The 23,736-nt window shown below is 38.3% G+C and carries 13 protein-coding genes and 2 pseudogenes; 13 read left to right on the top strand and 2 right to left on the bottom strand.

Going from position 1 to position 23,736, the window contains the following annotated elements; genetic code table 11:
• The first annotated feature begins 443 nt into the window (after nucleotides 1-443).
• From HXT39_RS04240 to sstT, 12 genes and pseudogenes are all read left to right on the top strand, one after another.
• A complete protein-coding gene (locus HXT39_RS04240; protein WP_064622140.1) occupies nucleotides 444-1,229 on the top strand; it encodes an S-adenosylmethionine synthetase N-terminal domain-containing protein in 786 nt (261 codons plus the stop codon).
• 14 nt (nucleotides 1,230-1,243) lie between these two features.
• Nucleotides 1,244-2,029, top strand: a pseudogene (locus HXT39_RS04235) (ParB N-terminal domain-containing protein); the annotation flags it as partial.
• Nucleotides 2,023-2,907: pseudogene (locus tag HXT39_RS04230) on the top strand (phage portal protein); the annotation flags it as partial. The pseudogenes HXT39_RS04235 and HXT39_RS04230, both read left to right, overlap by 7 nt.
• A 248-nt stretch (nucleotides 2,908-3,155) precedes the next feature.
• Nucleotides 3,156-3,923, top strand: a complete 768-nt coding sequence (locus tag HXT39_RS04225; protein WP_004110901.1) for a hypothetical protein — start codon at nucleotides 3,156-3,158, stop codon at nucleotides 3,921-3,923.
• 525 nt (nucleotides 3,924-4,448) lie between these two features.
• Nucleotides 4,449-5,207: a hypothetical protein gene (locus HXT39_RS04220; protein WP_064621843.1), complete on the top strand. Its 759-nt coding sequence runs from the start codon at nucleotides 4,449-4,451 to the stop codon at nucleotides 5,205-5,207.
• A gap of 10 nt (nucleotides 5,208-5,217) precedes the next feature.
• On the top strand, nucleotides 5,218-6,264 hold the full coding sequence (locus tag HXT39_RS04215; RefSeq protein WP_103013950.1) for a hypothetical protein: 1,047 nt from the start codon (nucleotides 5,218-5,220) through the stop codon (nucleotides 6,262-6,264).
• Between the two features lie 41 nt (nucleotides 6,265-6,305).
• Entirely contained in the window at nucleotides 6,306-7,007 is a 702-nt protein-coding gene (locus HXT39_RS04210; RefSeq protein ID WP_304529122.1) for an InlB B-repeat-containing protein, read from the top strand.
• Nucleotides 7,008-7,362: 355 nt separating this feature from the next.
• Nucleotides 7,363-7,518, top strand: a complete 156-nt coding sequence (locus HXT39_RS04205) for a hypothetical protein (RefSeq protein WP_233186361.1) — start codon at nucleotides 7,363-7,365, stop codon at nucleotides 7,516-7,518.
• A 729-nt stretch (nucleotides 7,519-8,247) separates the two neighbouring features.
• Nucleotides 8,248-9,489 carry a YcaO-like family protein gene (locus HXT39_RS04200; protein WP_102155297.1) on the top strand — a complete coding sequence of 414 codons (1,242 nt, stop codon included), beginning with the start codon at nucleotides 8,248-8,250 and terminating at the stop codon, nucleotides 9,487-9,489.
• 22 nt (nucleotides 9,490-9,511) lie between these two features.
• Complete coding sequence (locus tag HXT39_RS04195; RefSeq protein WP_103013952.1) at nucleotides 9,512-10,825, top strand: MFS transporter; 1,314 nt, start codon at nucleotides 9,512-9,514, stop codon at nucleotides 10,823-10,825.
• Nucleotides 10,826-11,009: 184 nt separating this feature from the next.
• Nucleotides 11,010-16,877, top strand: a complete 5,868-nt coding sequence (locus HXT39_RS04190) for a GA module-containing protein (protein WP_103013953.1) — start codon at nucleotides 11,010-11,012, stop codon at nucleotides 16,875-16,877.
• A gap of 427 nt (nucleotides 16,878-17,304) precedes the next feature.
• Nucleotides 17,305-18,561: a serine/threonine transporter SstT gene (sstT, locus tag HXT39_RS04185; protein ID WP_103013954.1), complete on the top strand. Its 1,257-nt coding sequence runs from the start codon at nucleotides 17,305-17,307 to the stop codon at nucleotides 18,559-18,561.
• A 168-nt stretch (nucleotides 18,562-18,729) separates the two neighbouring features.
• Here the strand turns inward: sstT and epsC are convergent, their stop codons facing one another.
• The gene (gene epsC, locus HXT39_RS04180) at nucleotides 18,730-19,605 is read right to left on the bottom strand and encodes a serine O-acetyltransferase EpsC (RefSeq protein ID WP_103013955.1); all 876 of its coding nucleotides are present in this window, start codon (nucleotides 19,603-19,605) and stop codon (nucleotides 18,730-18,732) included.
• A 126-nt stretch (nucleotides 19,606-19,731) separates the two neighbouring features.
• Complete coding sequence (gene cysK / locus HXT39_RS04175; protein WP_103013956.1) at nucleotides 19,732-20,664, bottom strand: cysteine synthase A; 933 nt, start codon at nucleotides 20,662-20,664, stop codon at nucleotides 19,732-19,734.
• A gap of 1,081 nt (nucleotides 20,665-21,745) precedes the next feature.
• Between cysK and HXT39_RS04170 the strand changes: the two genes are divergently transcribed.
• The gene (locus HXT39_RS04170) at nucleotides 21,746-23,335 is read left to right on the top strand and encodes an InlB B-repeat-containing protein (RefSeq protein WP_102155291.1); all 1,590 of its coding nucleotides are present in this window, start codon (nucleotides 21,746-21,748) and stop codon (nucleotides 23,333-23,335) included.
• Nucleotides 23,336-23,736 lie beyond the last annotated feature (401 nt).

The raw sequence follows: 23,736 nt of genomic DNA, 5'->3' as shown, positions 1-23,736 counted from the left end.
AATGTCAATTTATTTGGAATATATCGCTTATATACTTTAATGACGAGTAATGTAAATAATTTAGCATTACTTTTCCATTAAAGTTATGCTATTTTTTACTATCTTCTATTACTTTCTTTACTTGATTATATTTAATTCAGAGTTAATCAATAACTCTGATGTGATTTCAACTAATGAAATGAATATCGTTGCATAGGTTGAGAACATCAAATTTAAATCACAAAGCCTGATTAGCTATAGGGCGATGAGATACATCGTAGAGTCTCTACGGGTTTATTCCGTGGGGTGCTATGTGAAGTACCTCTATTTTCCTATGGTTATTTTCAGTTAAGAAAGCCGGTACTTCACCTAGAGTACCGGCTCTTTTTGTATGTTCTCTCCATCGCTCCGACCGCTACAGAACGCCTGCTTATTACACGTAAAAACATATAAGGAGAAAAATTATGATAGAAAAAGTAAACCCGTCACATGTTGACAAGATTGCGGATCGTATTGCTGGAGCAATTGTTGATCTGGCTTACAAGCTGGATGAGAATCCTAAGATTGCTGTTGAAGTGATGCTCGGGCATGGTAAGTGTGCCGTGTGTATTGAAAGCACGGTGATGTTTAAGTTTAAGGATATTAAAAATATTATCCATCGTTTAAGCCCTGGGAAAGTAAAGATTGATATTACGGTTGTGCCGCAGGATAAGCGTTTAAGCCGAAACCAGGATGGTATGGTTCGTTGCGCTGATAACGGGATTTTTAAAGGCGTACCACTAACAGACGAACAAAAGAAACTCTCGGCTATTGCTCGAAAGGTTTATGAAAAGTATCCGTATGACGGCAAGTATGTTCTTGATGGTGAAAAGCTTATCATCTGCCAGTCTCACGCTAAACGAGAAGACGTATTGAAAGACTATCCGAATGCGTTTGTTAATCCTTTAGGCGACTGGACTGGTGGTATCAGCGTGGATACGGGAGCGGTTAACCGAAAACTCGGGTCAGACATGGCTGATGCTGTTACGGGCGGCGGATTGCATGGTAAGGATCTTACGAAAGCTGACGTGTCGGTTAACATTTACGCGTTTTTGAAAGCACAGGAAACCGGTCGGGTTGTTGAGTTTTCTTGTGCTATCGGGGATGAAATGGTTGATGGTAAACCGTATTCGCAGATTGTGAAAATTGCGAAAGATTATATTGACTCGGTGGGTGGTTTTGAAAAGCTGGCTTGCTGGGGTCTTTTCTAACGGGAGGAAAGCTTATGGAAAAAGAAATGCAGTATTATTTGGCTGACGTAAGTGAGCTTATCCCGTATGTGAGAAACGCTCGCACTCACTCTCAGGCACAAGTGGCTCAGATAGCGGCAAGTATTCGCGAGTTTGGTTTTCTATCCCCAATTCTAGTGGCGGAAGATAATACGATTCTCGCAGGGCATGGCAGGCTTGCCGCGGCATTAAAACTGGGTCTTAAAAAAGTTCCGTGCGTGAAAGAAAACCATTTAACTGAAACACAAAAACGTGCTTATATTATCGCGGATAATAAGCTTTCACTTAACGCCGGCTGGGATAGTGAGCTTTTAGCTGTCGAGTTGTCAGAGCTTGAAGGAGCTGATTTTAACCTTGATCTTCTCGGGTTTGACGAGGTGGAGCTTTCCAGTATTTTTGATGCCGATAAAGACGTAAGCGATGATGATTTTGATGTTGAAAAAGAGCTGGAAGAACCGTGTTTTTCTAAAACAGGTGACATTTGGACGCTTGGTAAGCATCGTGTTATTTGCGGTGATGCTACTAAGTTAGAAACATTTAAGACGCTTCTTGAGGATACTAAAGTGAATCTGGTGGTTACTGATCCGCCTTATAACGTGAACTATGAGGGTGCTGCTGGGAAAATTAAAAACGATAATATGGAGAATGATAAGTTTTACCAGTTTCTTTTCAACTCGTTCGTGAACATGGAGCAGGCGATGGCAGATGATGCGTCTATCTACGTGTTTCATGCTGACACGGAGGGGTTGAATTTTAGAAAAGCATTCCAGGACGCGAGGTTTTAGGCTTATACCCTTTAATGCCTGATCGTATGAGAGTTGACCGGGATGAGAACGGTCAAATTTTTTACGAGTATACGTTAAATGATAGTGATGTTTTAGCGGGTAAAGAAACGAGTGTGAAACTTAAACCATTTGACGTGCTTCATATTCCCGGTCTTGGTTTTGACGGTCTTGTTGGCTATTCGCCTATTGCGATGGCAAAAAACGCTATCGGCATGGCAATAGCTACGGAAGAGTATGGTGCATCGTTTTTCGCTAACGGTGCTACACCAAGCGGAATCTTGGAATACCCCGGTACAGTAAAAGATCCGTCTGGTATGAGGGATAGTTGGAATAGGGGGTTCTCGGGTTCTAACTCGCATAAGATAGCGATTTTAGAGGAAGGCATGAAGTATACGCCTATTTCTATTTCGCCTAACGAAGCGCAGTTTCTTGAAACTCGTAAGTTTCAGATTAACGAAATCGCTCGTATTTTTAGAGTCCCACCACACATGGTTGGTGATTTAGAAAAATCAAGTTTTTCTAATATTGAACAGCAGTCGCTGGAGTTTGTTAAATACACGCTGAATCCTTGGGTGGCGCGGTTTGAACAGTCTATTACGAGGCGGCTTTTTACTGATAAGGAGAAAGAAACATATTATGTGAAGTTTAACGTGGATGGTCTTCTTCGAGGAGACTATCAGAGTCGTATGAATGGTTATGCTACCGCTCGTCAAAACGGTTGGATGAGCGCAAACGATATTAGACAGTTAGAAAACTTGGATAAGATTCCAGCCTGTGAGGGTGGCGACTTGTATTTGATTAACGGCAACATGCTCCCGCTTAACCGTGCAGGAGCGTTCGTTGGAATGGGTAGAAATAACGATTCTAAAATATAGAAATAAATTAGTTAATTAAGTTGAATTTGTATCTTGATAAAAATGATATAACATGTTAAATTAATATTATTATAGTATAACTGTTTAGACAGTGAATGAATCATTTAGGCAACGAAGACATAACGAATTATCTTAACGTTAAGCGAAAAATAGAATTTAATCTCTATAGATACTTAACTAAGATAATATCCTACACTATGAGAGTATACAGCGAATTAAGAATATAGAATTCTAGGAGGTGTAATACTATGTCTAAGAAAAAAATGTATATTTCGCTAGGAACTTTACTTTTATTGGTTCTATTTGTATCTACTGGAATTTTTATTATTGGAAATAATCAAGCATCAAAGAATAGTGGGAATATAGCTCATAAATTGATGCCAGTAAACGTAGCTTATGCTGAAACGTTAGATGATATAAAGGGATCCATGAATAAGTTGATGGTGGAATTAGAAACTGAGACGAAGACTAATCCACAAGTGGCTATGCAGGCACATCCAGGAAAGTTTATTAGGAATTCTAAAAACTATCAAAGAATATTGAAACTGGGACTGAAGGCAATTAAACCTCTTTACGATGCTATTTATGATAGTAGAGATGCTGGATGCTATGAGTATATTCTAGCTATGGCTATTGAAGACATAACTGGTGAAAAGTTTGTTTACAATTCTGACTATGGTTGGAAAAATTCGTTAGAGTTTAGGATGGCTTATGACGAAAAAGTAAACAATACAAGGTTTAATGTTGAAAGAATCAGTAATAATGAAACTTTGAATGATCATGACCGAACTCAGAAATTTAAGGAATTAGGGATTTTTGCAGTTTCTGATTTAATTAAAGAGTATAGGAAAAGTGATTCCAAAGTTTCTAAACCATCGATATTAGAAGCTGTTAAGGGAATTACTAGTAAGTATAAAGAACTTGCAATAACGGAAAGAACTCCAACTGAGAGTATTCTAGATGAAACACAATTATTTGATTCTCTAGTTTCCTTAAATGGAAGAGCATACAAGTAAGGTGGATTATCTAACTGTAAAGCTAGTTCTTTAGGTATTATATGAGTGTTATACAAACATGAAGCGACCAAGAAAATCTTGGTCGCTTCTTTATATAAGAAAGGAGGAAAAAGGGGGTTATAGGCCAAAAAGTGTGTAAAACTAAGCTGATGAGTATTCTGTGGCATAAACTAGTCTCAGCACTGTTAAAAACTCAGTCAAGTATCTTAAGAAAGTAACGGTCATATGTTACTGGTGCAGTACGTAATCTGCGTTAGTAACAGCCTTTGACGATTTATTGTTAAATACTCAGCTAATACATGCTTCGAACGCCGCTTAATATAAGAAATAGCCCACATTCGATATACTGCGAGCCTTACTGCTATAAGGGTTATGAGCTTATTTTTACACACTTTTTGTCCAGGTGGCGAATGTGCAGAAAACAGATTCGATTACCGCAAAACCCTTGTATTGCAAGGTCTAAGACATGATTTCTTACACACTTTTTGGCCTATAACCCATTATTAGATTAATAAGGAGGAAAATATGAAAACATTAGTAAAAAAGACAATGGGTCTATTGATGGCTACATTAGTAGCGTTTGGTGTTATGGCTGGAACTACACAGGCGTTTGCGGCTGAAGGACAACTTGTATATAAAGTCGATAGTCAATTAAACGTAAGCGGATCCTTTTTCTTAAAGAAAATTACAGGAACCGTTGATGTGAGTAAGACGGTAACTGCATCTCCCGTCACGCCAATTGAAGGGCAAAAAGACTCTTATACGGGTACTATAAGCGCAAGCGTGGAAGCTGCAGACCTTTTTGAAGGAGCCTACAAAGTATATGAGAAAGAAATAAAAGGACAAGGTTTTGGACCTTTGAAATTTGAAAATATAATCATGTCCAGTGAAGGTGAAAAGTTCCCTATTGCTCAGTATACGATAAAATTCCCTTCTAACTTCCACGTTGATAAAAAGGGAATTAAAGCTACCGAAAACACATCTACTATCAGTGCCATTGAGACTAAATATGTAGAAAAGGATAATTCAGTTGTTATCACTATTCAACTAGGAAATTGGAATGATTATAAAGAATTTTTTAAGCTTGTAGAAAGTGAACGTAATCAAACTGGGCATGAAATTAACGTAAATATCCCATATATAGTAGAAGGAAAAGAAGAATTACTTGGAACTATAACTGGTTCAGGAATTTGCCAATTATACAAATTTGGCAATCACCCAGTTAGTGATCCAATCGTTAACATTACCTCCCCATTAAAGTCACTTGAAATCAAGAGACCGTAGGAGGTTTTGTATGAAATTACTAAAAAATATGGCTGTAACGATAGTATCAGCTACATTGATTGCATCAGCAGCATTTGTGTCACCAGTGTTTGCCGCGGATGGTAGCAAACCGCTTCTATATTTAATTAAGGATTCGTTGGCTGCTACGCCTGAATATTTGGGCGATAGTACGCTAAAGAATACGTATTGGGTTGATGTGGAAAAGAAAGAGATAACCGATGGTTTTACAGGGAAAACTTATTATGGGGTATTTCCTAAGTATTTAACCTCTTCAAGTAAAACAGCGATTGCTGATTTTCCATTTAACTCTTTAGAAGACATGACTAGTACGCCAAATGCGGGGATAGTGAATAACCTTAATACGTATTGGCTTATGCCTACTGGGATGGATTTTGAAGAAAGATATGGTTATCTCGCAGGTAATGATACGGCAGAAGGAGATACAAAACCAGGACAAAATCCTACAAAACCTATCGAAAATCGTGTCAACCCATTTGGCTTTAAGGAAAATGATTTATTAACTCAAGATGAAATTAAAAAGCCAGTTGATAAACTTAAAGTATACGGTGATCTGAAGCTTAAGGGTGAAACGGATTCTAAAGCGGTTGGTGAGCTACAATCTGGGGATAAACTGAATCTTGATTTTTCAGTTAGTATCCCATGGTTTAAGCGTTATCTCAATGGTTGGACGCTAAGCTATACGAGAGTTGGTGGCACGAATGACGCCTATGTTACGAAATTCCACAATAGCTACGGTAAGGTTGATGCAGGATTTGCTTTTACGCTAGATATTCCAGATGGTGTAGAAGTAGCTAATGATGCATCTGCTACAATTAGCGGAATTAAGGGATTTTCTCCAAGTGTAACAAAAACAAATGATGGTAAAACGCTCATTGTTACATTAAAGAAAGATAATCCTGGAACAACTCAAAAATGGCAAGACATCATTAACCAAGTTAAGAATGTAGATACCAGCAATATCATTGTTTCAGTAACTGGTCTATCTGTGAAAAAGACAGTTACTGAAGGTAAAAATATAGAATTCGAGGAACGGTAGCCGGTTTCTATGATTTTGCTAATTCTTCCACAGAGAATTTTGTGAAAGCAACCACTGCAAGAGAGGATAACTGTGCTAATCGCAATTATTTCTTCTTTGCTGCTGAACAGGATCCTAAAGGGTTAGATGCGAACGGAGAAGAAAATAAGTCTAAACAAATCTCTTATTCTTTCCAAGTGAAGAAACCAGAATCGACACCAGATCCGACGCCTACATATAATACTGTAACTTTTAAAGATGGCGATTCTACGGTTGCTACTGTTAATGTGGAGCCTGGTAAGGCTATTGATACTGATGCGTTGACTAATGAGTCTATGCCGAAGAAGCCAACGAAGGCTGGTTATACCTTCAAGGAGTGGAATACGAAGGAAGACGGTAAGGGTGAGACGTTTACGGGAGCAAGCATAGTTAATGGCGATATGACTGTGTATGCTATTTACACGAAAGATCCTGTACCAAATCCGGATCCAACTCCGAATCCTCCGGCACCGACGCCAACTCCGTCACCGAATCCAGAGCCTAACCCAACTCCAAATCAACCTGCGTCGGAACTGAAGCTGCAGCCGCAGACACCAGCTCCTCAGCCGCAGCCTGAAAAGCATATTGGCATGATTCCTAAGACAGGCGAATCGGCATCGTTTGCAGGCTTGCTCGCAGTGCTTGGTTTCTCAATTGCTGGACTTGCACTTCTTCTTAAGAAGAAAATGATGAAAAAAACAATAAGTAGGCACTGCTTGTTTTAAGTAACCGGCATTGTTTATTAGAAGATGGCTCTAGCGATATGTTAGAGCCATCTTTTTGTATGTTATCTTTTGAGTGTTATTTGAGATAAGCTTTCTTATTTTCAATAATAAATAGTATGATGCTCCAAACTAAGGGTTAAGAGCTCAATGTCAAAATTTCAGGATTCCTATAAATAGTTTCAGAGTACAAGAGTAAGATTTCATTGTGTCAACACGTAATGAAACTAGAAGCGTGTTTTGGTAAAAAGATATTTTTAACCATAATAAATATAAAAGTTGGATTTCTACCACAGAAAAAATTGAGTTTTCAGAGAAATGCTCAACAAATTGGATGACATATGTAGATGAACGTCGAATGGAAATAACGTGCGGAGAAGCTCCTTATTTAGTTAGTCGTTATAATGCAACAACTGGCAAAATAATTCCACTTAAGCAACGTATTGGTCTTTTAGAGCGCAATATTAGAGTAGTTAAAGAGAATAGTAATAATGAAACAGATTGGCTCAAATGATCTAAATATGCATTTTTTGAATCTATTTATGGTTTTTAATATCAAGGAGATAGTCTTCTTCTGTCAATAGAAAACCTTCTTGCAACATAGAGCTGGGGTAGTACAGAAGAATTACGTCAAACAATTGATTTTTATAACAACCACAGAGTAAAAAGGCTTAAAAGATAATCGTGCTATTACTGCATAAAATACTTAAGAAATTATCATAAGCCCCTTTTCGACCTATAGACCTTCTTTTTAGTGGATTATATTTAGTCTAATTTTGTTAATCTTTAAAAATTTGTATTAGTTGCAACAGTATATTTTACTTTTTCTCAATGATCGTTTTCTTTTTAACACACCCATTTAGTATAAAATTTTTCATTCATACAATAATTTACTATAAGTCTTTCTTAAAATAATTAATAAAATTTATTATTTGTTACTGTTTTGTATTCATGACTTATAACTGTATTGTATTTTTTGTAAGAAGTAATAGTATCTTTTACCAAAGTTCTTAAATGAGTTCTTAAATGAACTTAAAAGGAAATTAAATGAGTTATTATTTTTTATTGAAAGGTGAATATTATGGGACGTACTAGAACTGAACACAGCACTCCACATTTTACTAGTATGAGTGATTTCTTTGTTGGTGAAATACCAGACGATGATGAAAATTGAAATAAACATGCTGGCGGTTTTGTTATTTTGTAATACAATTGCCAGCATTATTTTGTGAAAAGATATGTTATGGTTAATTTTGTTTCACCTGAACGAGAATTTACATTGATGGATTCTTTGTCATCAATTATTGAGGTATTTGCCTTAAAGAAGTGGCAATGGAGTGTTGAAGTATCAGCATTAGACACTACTTGTATTTTGGATTCGTGTGTTTATTTAGATGAGGCTGATTGTGCAGATATTGTTTTAGAATCCGCTAGAGGTAAAGGTCTTGGGCTTGAATCTCTAACTAGCGGTTTATATGAATTATTGGAACATATAGTATATTCGAATCAGTCTGTTTTGTATTCTTGTTCATCATCTCTTCGAATAAAAGGAGATGCGATTCTTAATCTTTCTAATTCAGCAAGCAAAAATACTGATTATACTTTTTATAGTATGAGTGATAATGCTATTGCTTCGTTACCACCAGAATACTGCGGTGGAAAGTCTACTGGTGAGTTTTCTTCTATTGATGAAAATTTAATTCGTTGCTACTATACAAATAATGGATGGGCCGCAGGTGCTTCTATCCAAGAAGCGACTTTGCATGCGCTTAATGAACTTATTGAACGAGATGCAACATCTAATATTCTTCTTTCTAATATATTTGATGATGTATGCGTAGAGTTTTTAATTCCTAATTGTGAATTATTGAAAGAAATAAAACAGGCTATTGAGAGCGCAACTGGTAACAAGGTGTATATTGTATCGATTCCAGCTTTGTCTGGCTCAGTGGTGCTATCTATATGTTATAAGACAGATAGAGAAGAAATTCCTACTTTTGGATGCGGCGCATCGCAATTTTTAGGATACGCAACATATCGTTCGCTTCTTGAGTTATGGCAAGAGTTATGTGCAGATAAAGATTATTCTAATCCTGAAGAACGTGATAGATCCAAAAGACTAAAACATCTTGTACATTCATATCCAAATATTAAGAAAGCTTTATTCTTAGAAAAAATTAGACAGGATAGTGGGAAATTTTCACAAAAATTAGTGTCATATGATATACGTGACACTTTATCTATTCCTAACATAGAAATTCAGATAAATAATATAGTAAATGATCTTCATAAGTACGGAATAGATATATGGAAACGTGACGCATTCCACTATGAGCGTAAATCGATGAAATGCAATCCTAGTGTTGTGCAAATTGTCGCACCAGGATTGGAACGTTTTCATGTTATTCGTCATGGTTTTCCTGCTGAACTTATAGGTCGTCTAAGAAAACGTAAATCAATAATGTCGATTCGTCAACACAATTAATGTAATTTATAAGGGGCTTATTATGAAGGCTATTGGTAAGCGGAATAATATTTTTATTCGTATGAGATCTATTAGTCCAGCATTGCGATGGGCTTTGGTTGGCTTCTGTTTTTCTATGCTTGGTAATCAAGCGTATGAAGGATCGGTTTTGCCTTCGATTATTATTGTTGGCTTGCCAGCTTGGGTGATTGGTTTTCGTAAGACTTTTATGACGGTTGCCGATTTTCTTTCGCCATGCTCTGGTTGGATAGTTGATAAGCTTGGCGGTTTTCGCGCCCTTGCTATGACTGAAGGCGTAGAAGGCGTGCTCGGTTTGCTGCCGCTTCTTATGTTTGGCTCTCCTGCGTGGAAGTGGTCGCTTGTAGCTCTTTCTTGTGCATTGTTGATTACAGGTCAAGTGATTGATATTGCTAGCGAAGTTTTCGAGGTTGATGCTGCAGGCGGCGACGACAGCATGATTGTAAACTACAGCGGCATTGTGAGCATTTTGGCAAGTATTACAGGAACATTACTTGGCTCTCCATTAGGATCGTGGATTGCGAGCTGGTCGATTCCTGCGGTTTTGATTTTCTCGTCCGTGACTTCTTTTGCGGCTTGTGCTACGCGATTTATTATGAAACAAGACATTGCGCAAGCGTCTTGCGCAGAAGAGGAAGCGTTGCAAGATGTAGAGAATGAATCGCAAGCGATTAGTGAAGAAGGAGAAGTATCGCAAGTATCGCAAGTATCGCAAGAAAATGACGTTGCCAATAAATCTGCAGCTAAGCAATCTGCGAATCCGTTACTCAAGAGTAAAATCATGCTTCTTGCAGGATCTCTTTTGGTTGCTTTTATTCCTGCATGCTCTGTTTCTTATATTCTTCTCGGTCTTGGTAAGCAATATGGTTCTAACTCTTTGACGATATTGTATATTTTTACTGGTGTAGGAAGCGTGCTCGCATCCGTTTTATATGCGCATTCTTCTCAAAAACTCGGTTTAAGAAAAGTTGCGATTTTAGGTATTGCTGTGAGCTTGCTTGCTTATTGCCTTATGTTCATTAATCTTTTGCCAATGATGTGCTTCGCATTCTTCCTTCAAGCGATTGGTGGAATGTTACTAGTAGAGCCGATTATTGTTGCGCGTCAGATTCTGTTTAAAGGAAGTGCGCTCGCTAAGTTTTCTGGTTGGGCGCGCCTTGCGTTTGCGATTGGTGCTACTACTGGTTCTTGGATTGGATTTGCATTCTCATCTACGTGCCAATGGCAGCTTTTGCCTATACTCGCGCTGATTTTTACTGCCGGTTTGATTGTTGTTTTGCCGCAGTTGCCAAATACCAGCTATGCGGCGCTCGCATGATTATTTGTAATATTTAATATTGAATATAGTTGTTACCTTAATCGCATGGTAGTTTTTGCCTATATTACTTGAATTATTACGCGGGGGGGGGGTATCCTTTGCTCTATTAACAAGCTCTTTTACAAGATGTGAGTTTACGTCTGCAGAGCGAGTTGAAGAGAAAATATATAAGTGAGGACTGTTAATGGTTAAGAAAACACAAGCTGCTAAAAATGCTTTACATGTGTCTAAGAATTACGCGTATTTGAAGCCGAGTACACTTCGTTCAATGGCGAAAGAGATAAGTGGAACTCGTTTAGAAGCATGTAAGTCGTATGCGGTTTCACGTTTACCGAAAATTGCTGTGACTGCAACATTGGCAAGCTTGCTTGCTTGTGGTGCTGGTTTGCCAACTCATCAAGCTTGGGCTAATGGTTTTAATCTTCCTGATGGTAGCTATAGGTATGCGAATCGCGATTCTTCTACAAAGGCGCAGAGGTATGTGGATATTAAACTAGTGCCATGCGATGAAAAACAAAACGATAATAAGGAAACAGCAGACAGAAAAACTTACGGACAATATTATAAGGTTGAGTACCAGTTTAATTCTCAGGGTGAATGGTGGGGTGGTCGACCATTCTGGTGGGCGAGTGTGCCTAAGGGTGTTGACATTGTAGATAATAAAATTACTTTGTACAAAGATGAACAGTTGACTGGTGATTCGTCTTCTCAACAAACAGGTGCAACATATACAAAGGAGTCTTGGAATCAGTCTGCCAGCCGTTTCTGGTTTGATAATAATAAAGAGCAAGGCACTGAATTTAAGAATAACTGGGAAAGAATGACCGGTGAAGCCGGTGGTTATGACGAATCTGGTAATACTCTCGGTACTTCTAGGGAATATAAGGACGCTACTAGTGCCTTGATTATTAACTGGGAGAGTAGAGGCAATAGAAAGTCTAAGATTAGCTTCGTTATTAAACTGAATGATAAAACGAAGCCTTTGAAATTTGCTGCAGGTGTGTACCAGGTGATGGGCAACTGGCATTACACTGCTGGTAAGGTTGCGCTTGCGCCGACGTTGCCAAAATACTCACAAGAATTGGAACTTACTTATCCTACAGATAAAGTAGAAGTTGATTCTTCGACATATGGAAATAATCTTTCAGAAGATGAGAAAAAGGCTGTTCTTACAAAGCTGTGGAATGCTAATAAGAGTAATACCGATGTGCTGAAAAAGCTTAAAGGTATGGAACAGACTCAAACTGAAGAGGCTTTCAAAAAGGCTGTAAAAGTCAATAACGATGGTAGCGCAACGGTAACATACAAGGATAACTCTACGGATACTATTTCTAAGGAGAATCTGACTAAACGCTACGTGCCATTGTCAGAGCGCACAAAAATTACGTATCCGGATTTGACTCCTGTGAAGAATCCGTCTTCTCTTGATTTAACAGAGAAGAAACAAGTTGAAAATGCTATTAAGAATGCTAATAGTAAGATTAAGGATCTTATAGAAAAGGTTGATGTTGCTGCTAATGGTGATGCAACAATCACATTCAAGGATGCAACTGGTACTCATTCAACTAAAAAGCTTGAAGGCAAGTATCTTGTAAAGAAGCAGCGCTTACTTGCGGATAAGTTTACGCCGTTATACGGGTTACCTATTGGTGTGAAGAATACAAGTAGCCTTTCGCCTGATGACATCAAAAAAGTTCAGGATTCTATATACGATGCTAATAAAAATGTAAATGGATTCCTTGATGCTATAAATAATAATAAAAATAACATTTCGATTGCAGCTAATGGTGATGCAACAATTACTTACAAGGATAACGAAAATAGCTTCCCCTCAAAAGATACTATTTCTCACACGTTATTAGTTTATAAGATACCATCTTTATCTGAGCGAGTGAAAATTGCTATGCCAAGCAGACTTGGTGTAAAGAATGCTGAAGATTTATCTTCTCAAGAACAAAATGCAATTAAAGATAATATCAAAAAAGCTAATAAAGATCTCAATCAAAATCTTAAGAAAGACGCTAATGCTATTAATGTAGGAAAAGATGGTACTACAACAATAACGTTCAGCGATGATAGTACTGTAAAAATTCGCGGCGAGCGTCTAGTTTATACGCAAGGTAAAAGCACTGCGCAAGGAACTCATAAAGTTACTACTGGAAAGTATACGTACAATATAACTCCTATTAAGGTGACCAATATTAATAATATCGATGGAAATAATTGGGCTGATGCAGCTCGGCGTTTCATGTTTGATAATTATAATTGGAAAAATAAAGGAACAGAATTTAATAAAATTAATCATACTGAACCGCTTGCAACTGGTGGTAGCAATATAGCTAGCAATAATAAATGGGATTTGGAAAAACAGGCAAGTATATTCACTCCAAAGAGTGACACTAGCGGATTAGAAATTAATGTTTGGGGTAAACCTGGTATAACTAACATTGTGCATGGAAGTAGTGGTATTGAGATTAGAGGTGCTAGTAGTACTTGGAATAATGATGATTTGTACTTCACATTATCCAAAGATGATCTTTTCTATGCCGATGGACCAGCGTTTAATCCAGAAGACGAAAAGAAAAAGATTGATGATGCAATAGAGAAAGCTTTGAAAGATAAGGGATTCTCTGGAGATGAGCTTAATAAACTTAAGAATGAAATATCTAAAGATAAAGATGTTTTATCGGATAAAAACGGTATTAAAAAACAAGATGACGTTGATAAGCTTCTGAAGAAAATAGACGAGCTTGTTGATAAGAAGAAAGAAGAATCTGATAATAAAAAGCAGATTGATAAGGCTAAGAAGGATCTTGGTCTTGATGATAAGCAGAAAAAAGAGCTTGATGAACAGCTGAAAGGTGTAACTGATCCTGAAAAGATTCGTGAGAAGATAAACGAATTCCAGAAGAAGCAGGATCAGCAGAAGCAGACTGAGTCTGATGACAAGCAGGAAGAGGTTGACCAAAAGCAAAAGCAGGCTGTTCAAACTCAGCAGAATGCTGATAATACTGCTGTCGACCAAAAGCAGCAGCAAGTTATTCAGGAGGAGAATACTTCTAATCAGCAAGCTGAAGAAGCTAAGAAGAAAGCTGAGCTTGAGAAGCAAAAGCAGGCTGCTATTGATGAAATTAGCAATGGTGAAGATTATAAAAATCTTACGCCTGAAGATAAGCAGCAGTTTATTGAGAAGATTCAGAAGGCAACTGATGCAAATGCTATAAATGATATAAAGCAAGAGGCTAAAGAAAAGGCTAATAAGAATCAGACTGCTGCTGATAACAGTAATAAAGAAGGTCTTGATAAGGCTAAGGCTGATGCTAAGAAGAAGATTGGTGAGTTGACTAATCTCAACGAACAAGATAAGCAGAAGTATCAAGACGAGGTAGGTAAGACCGATAGTCTTGATAAAGTTGCAGAGATTCTCAACAATGCTGAGTTTGAGGATGCTAAAGCTGCAGCTAAGAAGAAGATTGCTGATCTGAAGAAGCATGGTGATCTTACTGATCAAGAAGCTACGAACTTCAATGCAAAGTTGGATGATAAAAATACCGATTCTATACAAGACATTGATTCTATTCTTCAGGAAGCTGAGCTTGCAAAGACTAGAAAAGATGCGAATACTGCAATAGATAATCTTCAGAATCTTAATAATGCACAGAAGAAGGCTCTTAAGGAAGAAGTTGCAAATCCTGAAACTGACCCTAAGAGTGATTTAGATACTGTTGATAAGGTGAAAACTGCTATCAATAATGTTGTTACTAAGGCTAAAGATCTTGACGGCAAAATGAAGTCACTCAAGGATCTTGTAACTCTTGTTAATGGTCAGAAGTCTACTCTTACAGCAAAGTCTGATTATAAGGATAATAAGAAGACTGCTTTTGATAGTGCGTTAAAGGCTGCGGAAGATCTTGTTAAGACTGATTCTGCTGAGAACAAAACTGCTGATGAAGTTGACGAGATTAGTAAAACTCTTGAGAAAGCTGTTAAGGATCTCGGTGGCAATACTATTGACAAGTCAAAGCTTCAGACTGAAATTGAGACAGCTTATGAATTGCAAGGCAAGAATAAGCAGGGTCAGGATGATTCTTCTAAGAAGAAGAATCCAAAGTATGAGAATGCTTCTACAGAAAAGAAGAATGATTTTGATACTGCTCTGTCTGAGGCAAAGAAAGTTTATGACCAAAAAGATGCTTCACAGCAGTCTATTAATGATGCTGAATCTAAGTTAAGCAAAGCGATTGATGCTCTTGATGGTCATAATAAATCTGATTTGAATGATGCCATAAAGAAAGCAAAGTCAAAGAAATCTGAAATTGCTTACAAGAATGCTTCTACAGAAAAGAAGAATGATTTTGATAAAGCCTTAAGCAATGCCGAGTCAATTGAAAAGAAGGCTGGCGCATTAGATACTGAGATCAGTAATGCAAAAGACGAGTTGGATAATGCGATTAATGGTCTTGATGGCAAAGTTAAGACTGATGAGCTTCAGACAGCGGTTGATAATGCTAAGAAGTTGACCGGTGTTACTACTCCTAAGTCTCAGGACGCATATAAGTATGAGAATGCTTCTGAAGCAAAGAAGTCTGCGTTCGATAAGGCTTTGCAACAGGCTGAGTCTGCTATTACTGAAGCTAAGAATGTTAAGTCTACTAAGACTCCTGAGCAGAAGCAGCAAGCTGTTGATACTGCATTAACTCAACTTACTAATGCCATTAACGCTCTTGACGGTAACGACAAGACTGAATTGGTGGCAAAGCTTGCAGAAGCAAAAGATAAGAAGAATGATGTTTCTTATAAGAATGCTTCTGCTGAGAAGCAAGATGCTCTTAACAATGCTATAGACTCTGCAGAAAGCATTGTAAAGAAAGCTGGTGCAACAGAGAAAGAAATTTCTGATGCTACTTCTGCGCTTAATAATGCTGTTACTGGTTTGGATGGTCACGATACCTCTGCTTTGCAGGCGGCTGTGACTGCTGCTGAGTCGAAGAAGAAGACTGTTGCTTACACGAATGCTTCTGATGCAACGAAGACTGTGTTTGATCAGGCTTTGCAAGCTGCTCAAGATATCTTGAAGAATCCTCAGGGCAAGACTGAGCAAGAAATCAACGATGCTAAGACTAAGCTTGAAACTGCTTCTAGCGCTCTTAATGGAACTGTAGATACGTCTAAGTTGCAGGCTGAAGTTAACAAAGCCGATTCTTTGAAGAAGTCCGTACAGTATACGAATGCTGTTCAGGATAAGAAATCTGCGTATGATGCTGCTCTTACGGCTGCTGAGTCTGCTCTTGCTGATGCAAATAATGCTCAATCAGCGAATACTCCTGAGCAGCAGCAGACTGCGGTTGATGATGCACTTAAACAGCTTCAAACCGCAGCTGCTGCACTAAATGGTGTTGATATTACTGATTTGCAAGCTGAGATTGCTCTTGAGAACAGTGTGAAAGAATCTGTAAAATACGCGTATGATACTGCTGAAAAGCAGCAAACATATAATAAGGCTTTGCAAGATGCTAAGGAGCTTATATCTAAGCTAGCTGATCCTGCTGGTAAAGGTGTGGATCTTGCTGCTAAGTCTCAAGCAGATCGTCAAGCTCTTGTTAATACTGCGTTAAAGAATCTTAAGAATGCTAAAGATGCTTTGAATGGTGTTAATAAGACGGTATTGCAAGCTGAAGTTGATGATGATTCTCACTTTAGCAAGTCGTTTGCCTACTTGCTTGGTGAAGCTCCTGATTTGGATGTGTATAAGAAGGCGTTGGCTAAAGCTAAACGTGTGCTTGCTGATCCGAATGCTACCCAGGCTCAAGTTGATGCTGCGGTTAAGAATCTTTCTGCTGCTCGTAAGGCTTTGGCTGCTGCTAAGGCTCATGCGGCTGATGTTCGTGCTTCTGTGCGCGCTCAGGTGTTGAAGAGTGGTAGTGTTGCTCAGCTTAGTAAGACTGGTAGTGACGTGTCTGTGTTTGGCTTGTTTGCTGCAACTCTTAGTGCTGCTGGTGCTGCGCTTTTCTCAACTAAGCGTCGTGGTACTTCTCGTCACAGTAGTAAGTAAAATATTTGCTAGCTGGTCTGGTTATTGCAGATCAGCTAGTTTTAGAACTGCTTAATGTTTGCTTAATTGTATTCAGTAAGTTTGCTGAGTATTGAGTTAATCAGCATAATGAAGTTAATGTAAAATGTGTCTCACTTTGCGTCTTTCTTTACTACGCAAAGTGAGGCATTTTGCTATTTTAATTTGCGATTACACGGGAAGTTATTGTTGCTTACTATATTTTAAGAGTTATCTTGCTTACAAAGCACTTATTGAAGCGTTTAGTCACTGAGCTGCTAAGTTATTGAAACATCGAAACATTAAACCTTAACGATTTGCATATATATGCATCCTTATGTATAATCTTTAAAAAATAAAATCTTGCAAGTGCTAATACACGTAAAAGAGTATAAAATATTCTGCACAAATTACTATACAGGAGACTCTCATGCACAAGATTGTTCAAAAATGGAATAACATTGACCTTATTTTACGCATTGTAATTGGTCTTTTTCTCGGTGCTGCGCTTGGTATTTTTGTGCCAGCTCACGTCTATGTGCTAGATCTTATGGGAAAGCTTTTTGTCAGCGCGCTTAAATCTGTTGCGCCAATTTTGGTATTTTGCCTAGTTATTGGTGCACTTGCGCAAGCAAAAAGTGTTGGCAACATGAAATTGGTAATAGGGCTGTACGCGCTATCTACGTTTACTGCAAGCCTTGTAGCTGTATGTGCGGCTATGATTTTCCCTGTTGATTTTACTTTTGCTCATGTTGCAGCAGCGTCTTCGCCGTCTCCTCAAGGAATTGGTGAGGTGCTTAATTCGCTTGTGCTAAATATTGTTGTTAATCCTGTAGATGCTCTCGTTAAAGGTAACTTTATTGGTATCCTTTTCTGGGCAATTGCTTTCGGTGTTGCGTTACGCTTAGCTGAGCCTTCCACCAAAGCATTTTTCGATAACATTTCGTCTGCTATTGGAAAAATTGTCCACTGGATTATTAACGCAGCACCTTTTGGCATTATGGGTCTTGTTTATACAACAGTTGCAAGTAATGGTCTTCGTATTTTTAGCGAGTATGGTTTCGTTATTGCTTTGTTAGTAGGCACTATGGCTGTTGTTGCTTTGATTCTTAATCCTATTTTGGTTTTCATGCTTACTGGCAAGAATCCGTATCCTCTTGTTTTTAGAACTTTGCGCGATTCGGGTGTTACAGCGTTCTTCATGCGTTCTTCTGCTGCGAATATTCCTGTAAATATGAATTTGTGTGAAAAACTTGGCTTTAACAAAGACAATTATTCTGTTTCAATACCGCTTGGTTCAACTATTAATATGAGCGGAGCTGCTATAACTATTTCTATCATGTCTTTGTGTGCTGCTCACACGCTTGGTATTCGCGTCGATATTCCAACGGCTGTGATTCTTTCTGTACTTTCTGCAGTTTCTGCTGCAGGCGCATCTGGTGTAGCAGGTGGTTCGCTTTTGCTTATACCTCTTGCATGCTCGTCATTTGGCATTTCAAACGATATCGCTATGCAAGTAGTTGCTATTGGTCTTATTATTGGCGTTATTCAGGATTCTTGCGAAACTGCACTTAACTCTTCCACGGATGTTCTCTTTACTGCGGTTGGCGAATATCGCATGTGGCAGCGTGCAGGTATTAAGTTTAAGATGGGCAGGGATCACGAGACTGTGCAACTTAAAAAGTAGCTGTTCTAGCTGTTGCTAGTTTTTGCTAAGTATTCTTGCTAGTGCGCGTTCTTACGTTTTTACGTTTTTATGAGCGCGCACTTTTATTATATTTGGATGTTTATTGTAAATGAATCTAACAGATGTTCAAATAAAATAGTAGAAGTGGAATCAGTATTTTAGCGCGCATTAGACTTTAGGGAAGTGGTAGGTTGTGTTTGCAGGAATGCTGCGGTTTATCCACGCATTTGCTGCGATTATACTTCCGCTGCCAATTGTGGTTTCTCCGCCTAAGATTGTTGCGTTTGCGTAGATTACAACATTATCTCCAATATTTGGATGCCGCTTTCCGCTTTTTACAGGATTTCCATTCTCGTCTAGCGCAAAACTTTTTGCACCCAGCGTTACTCCTTGGTAAAGCTTAACATGCTCGCCGATCACAGTTGTTTCGCCGATTACAATGCCAGTTCCGTGATCAATGCAAAAATATGCGCCAATTTTTGCTCCTGGATGAATGTCAATTCCAGTTTTTCTGTGCGCGTATTCGCTCATAAGTCTAGGAATTAGCGGTACGTTAAGTTCGTAGAGTGCGTGAGCTGTGCGGTGAATAAGCATTGCATAAAAACCAGGGTATGCGAGCGTGACTTCTACTTTGCTTGTGCAAGCAGGATCGCCTTCATACATGGCTTGAATATCTGTTAAAAGTAACTTTTTAATTGCAGGAAGAGTATTTATAAATTGATTGCAAGTTTCTCGAATTTTAATTGTGTTGCTTGTGTAGCATTGAAGTTCGTGAAATATAATGCGTTCTATAGTGTCTAATGCGTTTGAAGTAACGGTATTCAAACTAGCGTTATTATTCAAACTAGCGTTATTATTCAAACTAGCGTTGAGTTGCGTAGTCTTGTTGCTTTCATTGCGCACATGCAACTCAGGCAAAAGTAACACCTGAGTCGCATGTATGAGTGCAATAATATTGCGGTAATTAGGTATGAATGTAGCTTGCCTTATGTCTGAATCGTGAATTGAGTTCAGTTGATTTATAAGATCAAGGCGATCATTCATATATTTCTCCCGTTATTTTGCTATTTTCTTTATTCTATAGTTTTGATCATTATCTAATAATGTTATTTATTATTCTTTTATTATTTAATCAAAACTTGCGTATTTAAAGTAGGCTCCTAAATGTAGTTAGTCTTCAAATAATGCGGTAGACAAGTATCGATCTCCTGAATCTGGCAGTATTGCAACGATGGTTTTGCCCCTGTTTTCTTCTCTTTTTGCTTCTTGGATTGCTGTCCAAATTGCAGCTCCGGAAGAAATACCAACGAGGACGCCTTCTTTTTTGCTTATAAGCTTGCCGCTTTCGATTGCGTCTTCATTTGTTACGTGAACAATGCGATTATAAATGTTTTGGTTAAGCACATCTGGCACGAATCCTGCGCCGATTCCTTGAATCTTGTGCGCTCCTGGCTTGCCGCCTGCAAGCACAGGGGAGTCGGCTGGTTCTACTGCGATTACTTCAAGATGCGGATTTTGCTCTTTTAAGTATGTGCCAGTACCAGTGATTGTGCCGCCTGTTCCAACGCCTGCAATCAAAATATCCACGTTTCCGTCAGTGTCTTGCCAAATTTCTGGACCTGTTGTTTTGTAGTGTGCATGCACATTTGCTTGATTGGTAAACTGCCCAGGAGTCCACGCGTTTGGCGTGTTTTCAACGATTTCCTTCGCTTTGGCGATTGCGCCTTTCATTCCATCTTTAGCAGGTGTGAGCACGAGTTCGGCGCCGTATGCTTTCATGAGTTTTCGGCGTTCAATAGACATGCTTTCTGGCATAACAATAATGCTTTTGTATCCTTTTGTTTGCGCAATCATTGAAAGACCAATGCCAGTATTTCCAGAAGTTGGCTCAACAATTACTGAGCCTGGTTTAATCGTGCCTGCGTCTTCTGCTTCTTCAATCATCTGCTTTGCAATGCGGTCTTTTACAGAGCCTGCTGGGTTAAAGTATTCGAGTTTTACGAGGATTTTTGCTGCTAGATTGTACTCTTTTTCAATGTGTGTAAGCTCCATAAGTGGAGTGTGGCCTACGAGTTCTTGCACGGACTTGTAGATATTAGACATAATATTTCCCCTTACTTGTTTGTTGTTTTACTTGTTTGTTGTTTTGTTTCTGTTTTGTTTTTAATTTTTAAAAACAATTTTTATTAATAAAGTGATTATTTATTAGTTGTTTCTAAAGATGCCATTATTCGTTTAATATTTATTCGTTTTAATATTTAACACGTATTGAATTGTTATCTTTTTTAACGTTTTATATTCGATTTTTGGCATAAAAAAAGAAACAGCGCGCTGTTTCTTGAATCATAATTCGCTGTGTTTTAACGTAGATGCTTTTAACACAGGCTAGATGTTATGCATACTTAGTGCTTGCAAACATCATTTCGATTAAGAAATGCGCAACAGCATACGTTACAACAACAATTTGTCATCATATTTGTATGATACATGTGCACTCCTTTACTAGTCGAAATGGTGATAGGTGAAGACTATAGCGAATGGATTTGTGTTTGTCAAACTTAATTTAAGTTCGCTAATCTTAATTTGTGCTTTATGATCCTATTTTATGTTTGCCAAACTTAATTTTAAGAAATTATATGTTACTTTCATGTATCTTCGTTATTGTTGCTTTTGAGAGTTGGTTGTTTAGCAGATTTGATAGTTTATTTGTGAGTTATCTTATACTGGAATTTGCTAAGTTTGTTTGTTATAATTGGCATGTTAATTCGGTACGGAAGTTGACAAACTGAGATCATGAAAAATATAATCCTCGACAGACAGACAGACAGACAGACAGACAGACAGACAGACAGACAGACAGACAGACAGACAGACAGACAGACAGACAGACAGACAGACAGACAGACAGACAGACAGACAGACAGACAGACAGACAGACAGACAGACAGACAGACAGACAGACAGACAGACAGACAGACAGACAGACAGACAGCGTGATGCTGTCTTTTTCGTAACATAATTTTTATCGTCTCACCACTCTATACATTGTTTATTTTGTATTGAAATAGGTTAGTGGTTCTGCATATTTACACGCATTTTTGGTTTTGTGTTTGCACTATATAAATTTTCGAAATTTAATAAAAATTATTGTTACGATAATAGTTAGTTTGGCTGGAAATAAAAAATGAATAATAAAATAATAAAAAAAGTTATTAGTCTAGCAGTTGCTTTTGTAGCTACGATTGGACTTTTTGCTGGAACAGTGACTGCACAGGCTGCTGATAAGGGAACTGCAGAAGTCAAGAAATATCCGCTTTCACTCGATATGGATATCGCTTTGGACCCTGGGTATGGCCACACGCATCCAGGTGGTAAAGGACAGATTGACAAAAACATTGAAAGCATGTGGGAAAATCTTCCAATAACCGTTGAGGATGAAAACGGAAAGAAAATTGATGTTAAGAAGAATCTGCAATCTAACTTTCAGCGGTTTGTTGGCGATTTTGCGATAGGAGAAAAATTAACAATAACGATTGATACTGATAAAATTCCCGTGGGTTATCATCTTTCTCATGATACGGATCGCACATATATTCCAGCAAAGGGCTACTCTAAATTCACCGTTACGTATAAACTCGACGATGGTAAGCCCATACCTCTGCGAATTTCGTTTGGAAAATTGAACGTGAAATTCGATCTTAAGGGCGGAAATATTGAAGGTAAGACGGATCCAATCGTCAATACTGTAAAAACGGATAATACGGTTGATTTCCCAGCTGACCCTGCAAAAAAGAATTTGGTGTTTGGCGGATGGTATACCGAGCTTCCTGATATTGAATATTATCAGAATCATAACATGGCAGGCAAACGCTACTACTGGAATAAGAAGTCACTATTTTCGGATACCAGTTGTGACGTGCCGCAGTGGAATGATGAGAAATTAGATCCTCGGGGCGACTATCAATTTTTACTTCGCGCACAGTGGAATGCGAAAGTTTCGTTTAATGCTAATGGTGGCACTTTTATTGACGGTAAAGCTGAGAAAAGTGGTGCAATACGACAAGGTAAGAGTATTAAAATGTTAGCTGCTCCTACGCGCGAAGATTATCAGTTCTTAAACTGGGTAGATGCTGCTGGTAAAACTTACAAGCCTGGTGAAGAATATACTTTGAATGCTAATACTGTGTTTACTGCCAAGTGGAAGCAGATTCGAAGCACGGTTACTTTCAAGAACGGCGATAAGACTCAAACGGTAAAGGTGGAAACTGGTAAGGCTATTGATACGGATGCGTTAAAAGATCAGTCAATGCCTAAGAATCCAACTAAAGATGGCTACACGTTTAAAGAGTGGAATACTAAGGCGGATGGTAAAGGTAAAGCATTTACTGGAACAACGCTTGTAAATAGTGATTTGACTGTGTATGCCATTTTTACGAAGAATCTGAAACCAGCACCTACTCCAGATCCAATTTTGCCTGCACCTTTTGAGCCTGAATCAGGGATGGAGAATCCATTGTCAGTTCCTGAATCTCAAACTCCGGAGACTAAACAAGAGCTATCTCATGCACCTAAGTCGGAGCATGAACATAATACAGCGCATGAATATGTGAAATCTCCTATTGTTGAGCATAAGACTGAAAAGCATGTTCCAGATATGCCTAAGACTGGTGAGTCAGCTTCAGTTGTTGCGTTGATTTCTGCTTTAGGTTTTGCTATTGCTGGTTTCGCTGTTGTGCGATTGAGGAGAGTGTTTGAAGCAAAATCCGTAAGATAACTAGTGTTTACTTGCGTAAGTTGAAGTTTTACGCGCTTTTATAAGGCTTCGTAAAGTCTTATAAAGTAAATGAGGCGGCCTTGACTAGTTGATAGTTAAGGCCGTTTTGTTTACTGACGCTTGTTTTTGTTTACTTATATGGCTGATAAGTAAACAAATTCGGGGAAGTGCTCTTGTTTTTGTTTACTTGTGTACCCTCTAAGTAAACAAATTCGGTGAGAATCTCGCTAGTTAAATCTCTTACGAAACTCACGTTGGAAGTTCACAGTACTTCCAATCCAAGTGAGTTTTTGCATCGAAGGAAATTGAAATTCCAATGGTTTCAATCTCGGTCAAAGCGCTATAGTGGTACACAAATGCACAGGTTGTCTTTAGCGCATTAAAGGCCTATGTTAAAAGAA

The sequence above is a fragment of the Gardnerella sp. DNF01159 genome, assembly GCF_049244215.1.
Taxonomy (GTDB): domain Bacteria; phylum Actinomycetota; class Actinomycetes; order Actinomycetales; family Bifidobacteriaceae; genus Bifidobacterium; species Bifidobacterium swidsinskii.
This window is presented reverse-complemented; position numbering and strand designations above follow the sequence as displayed.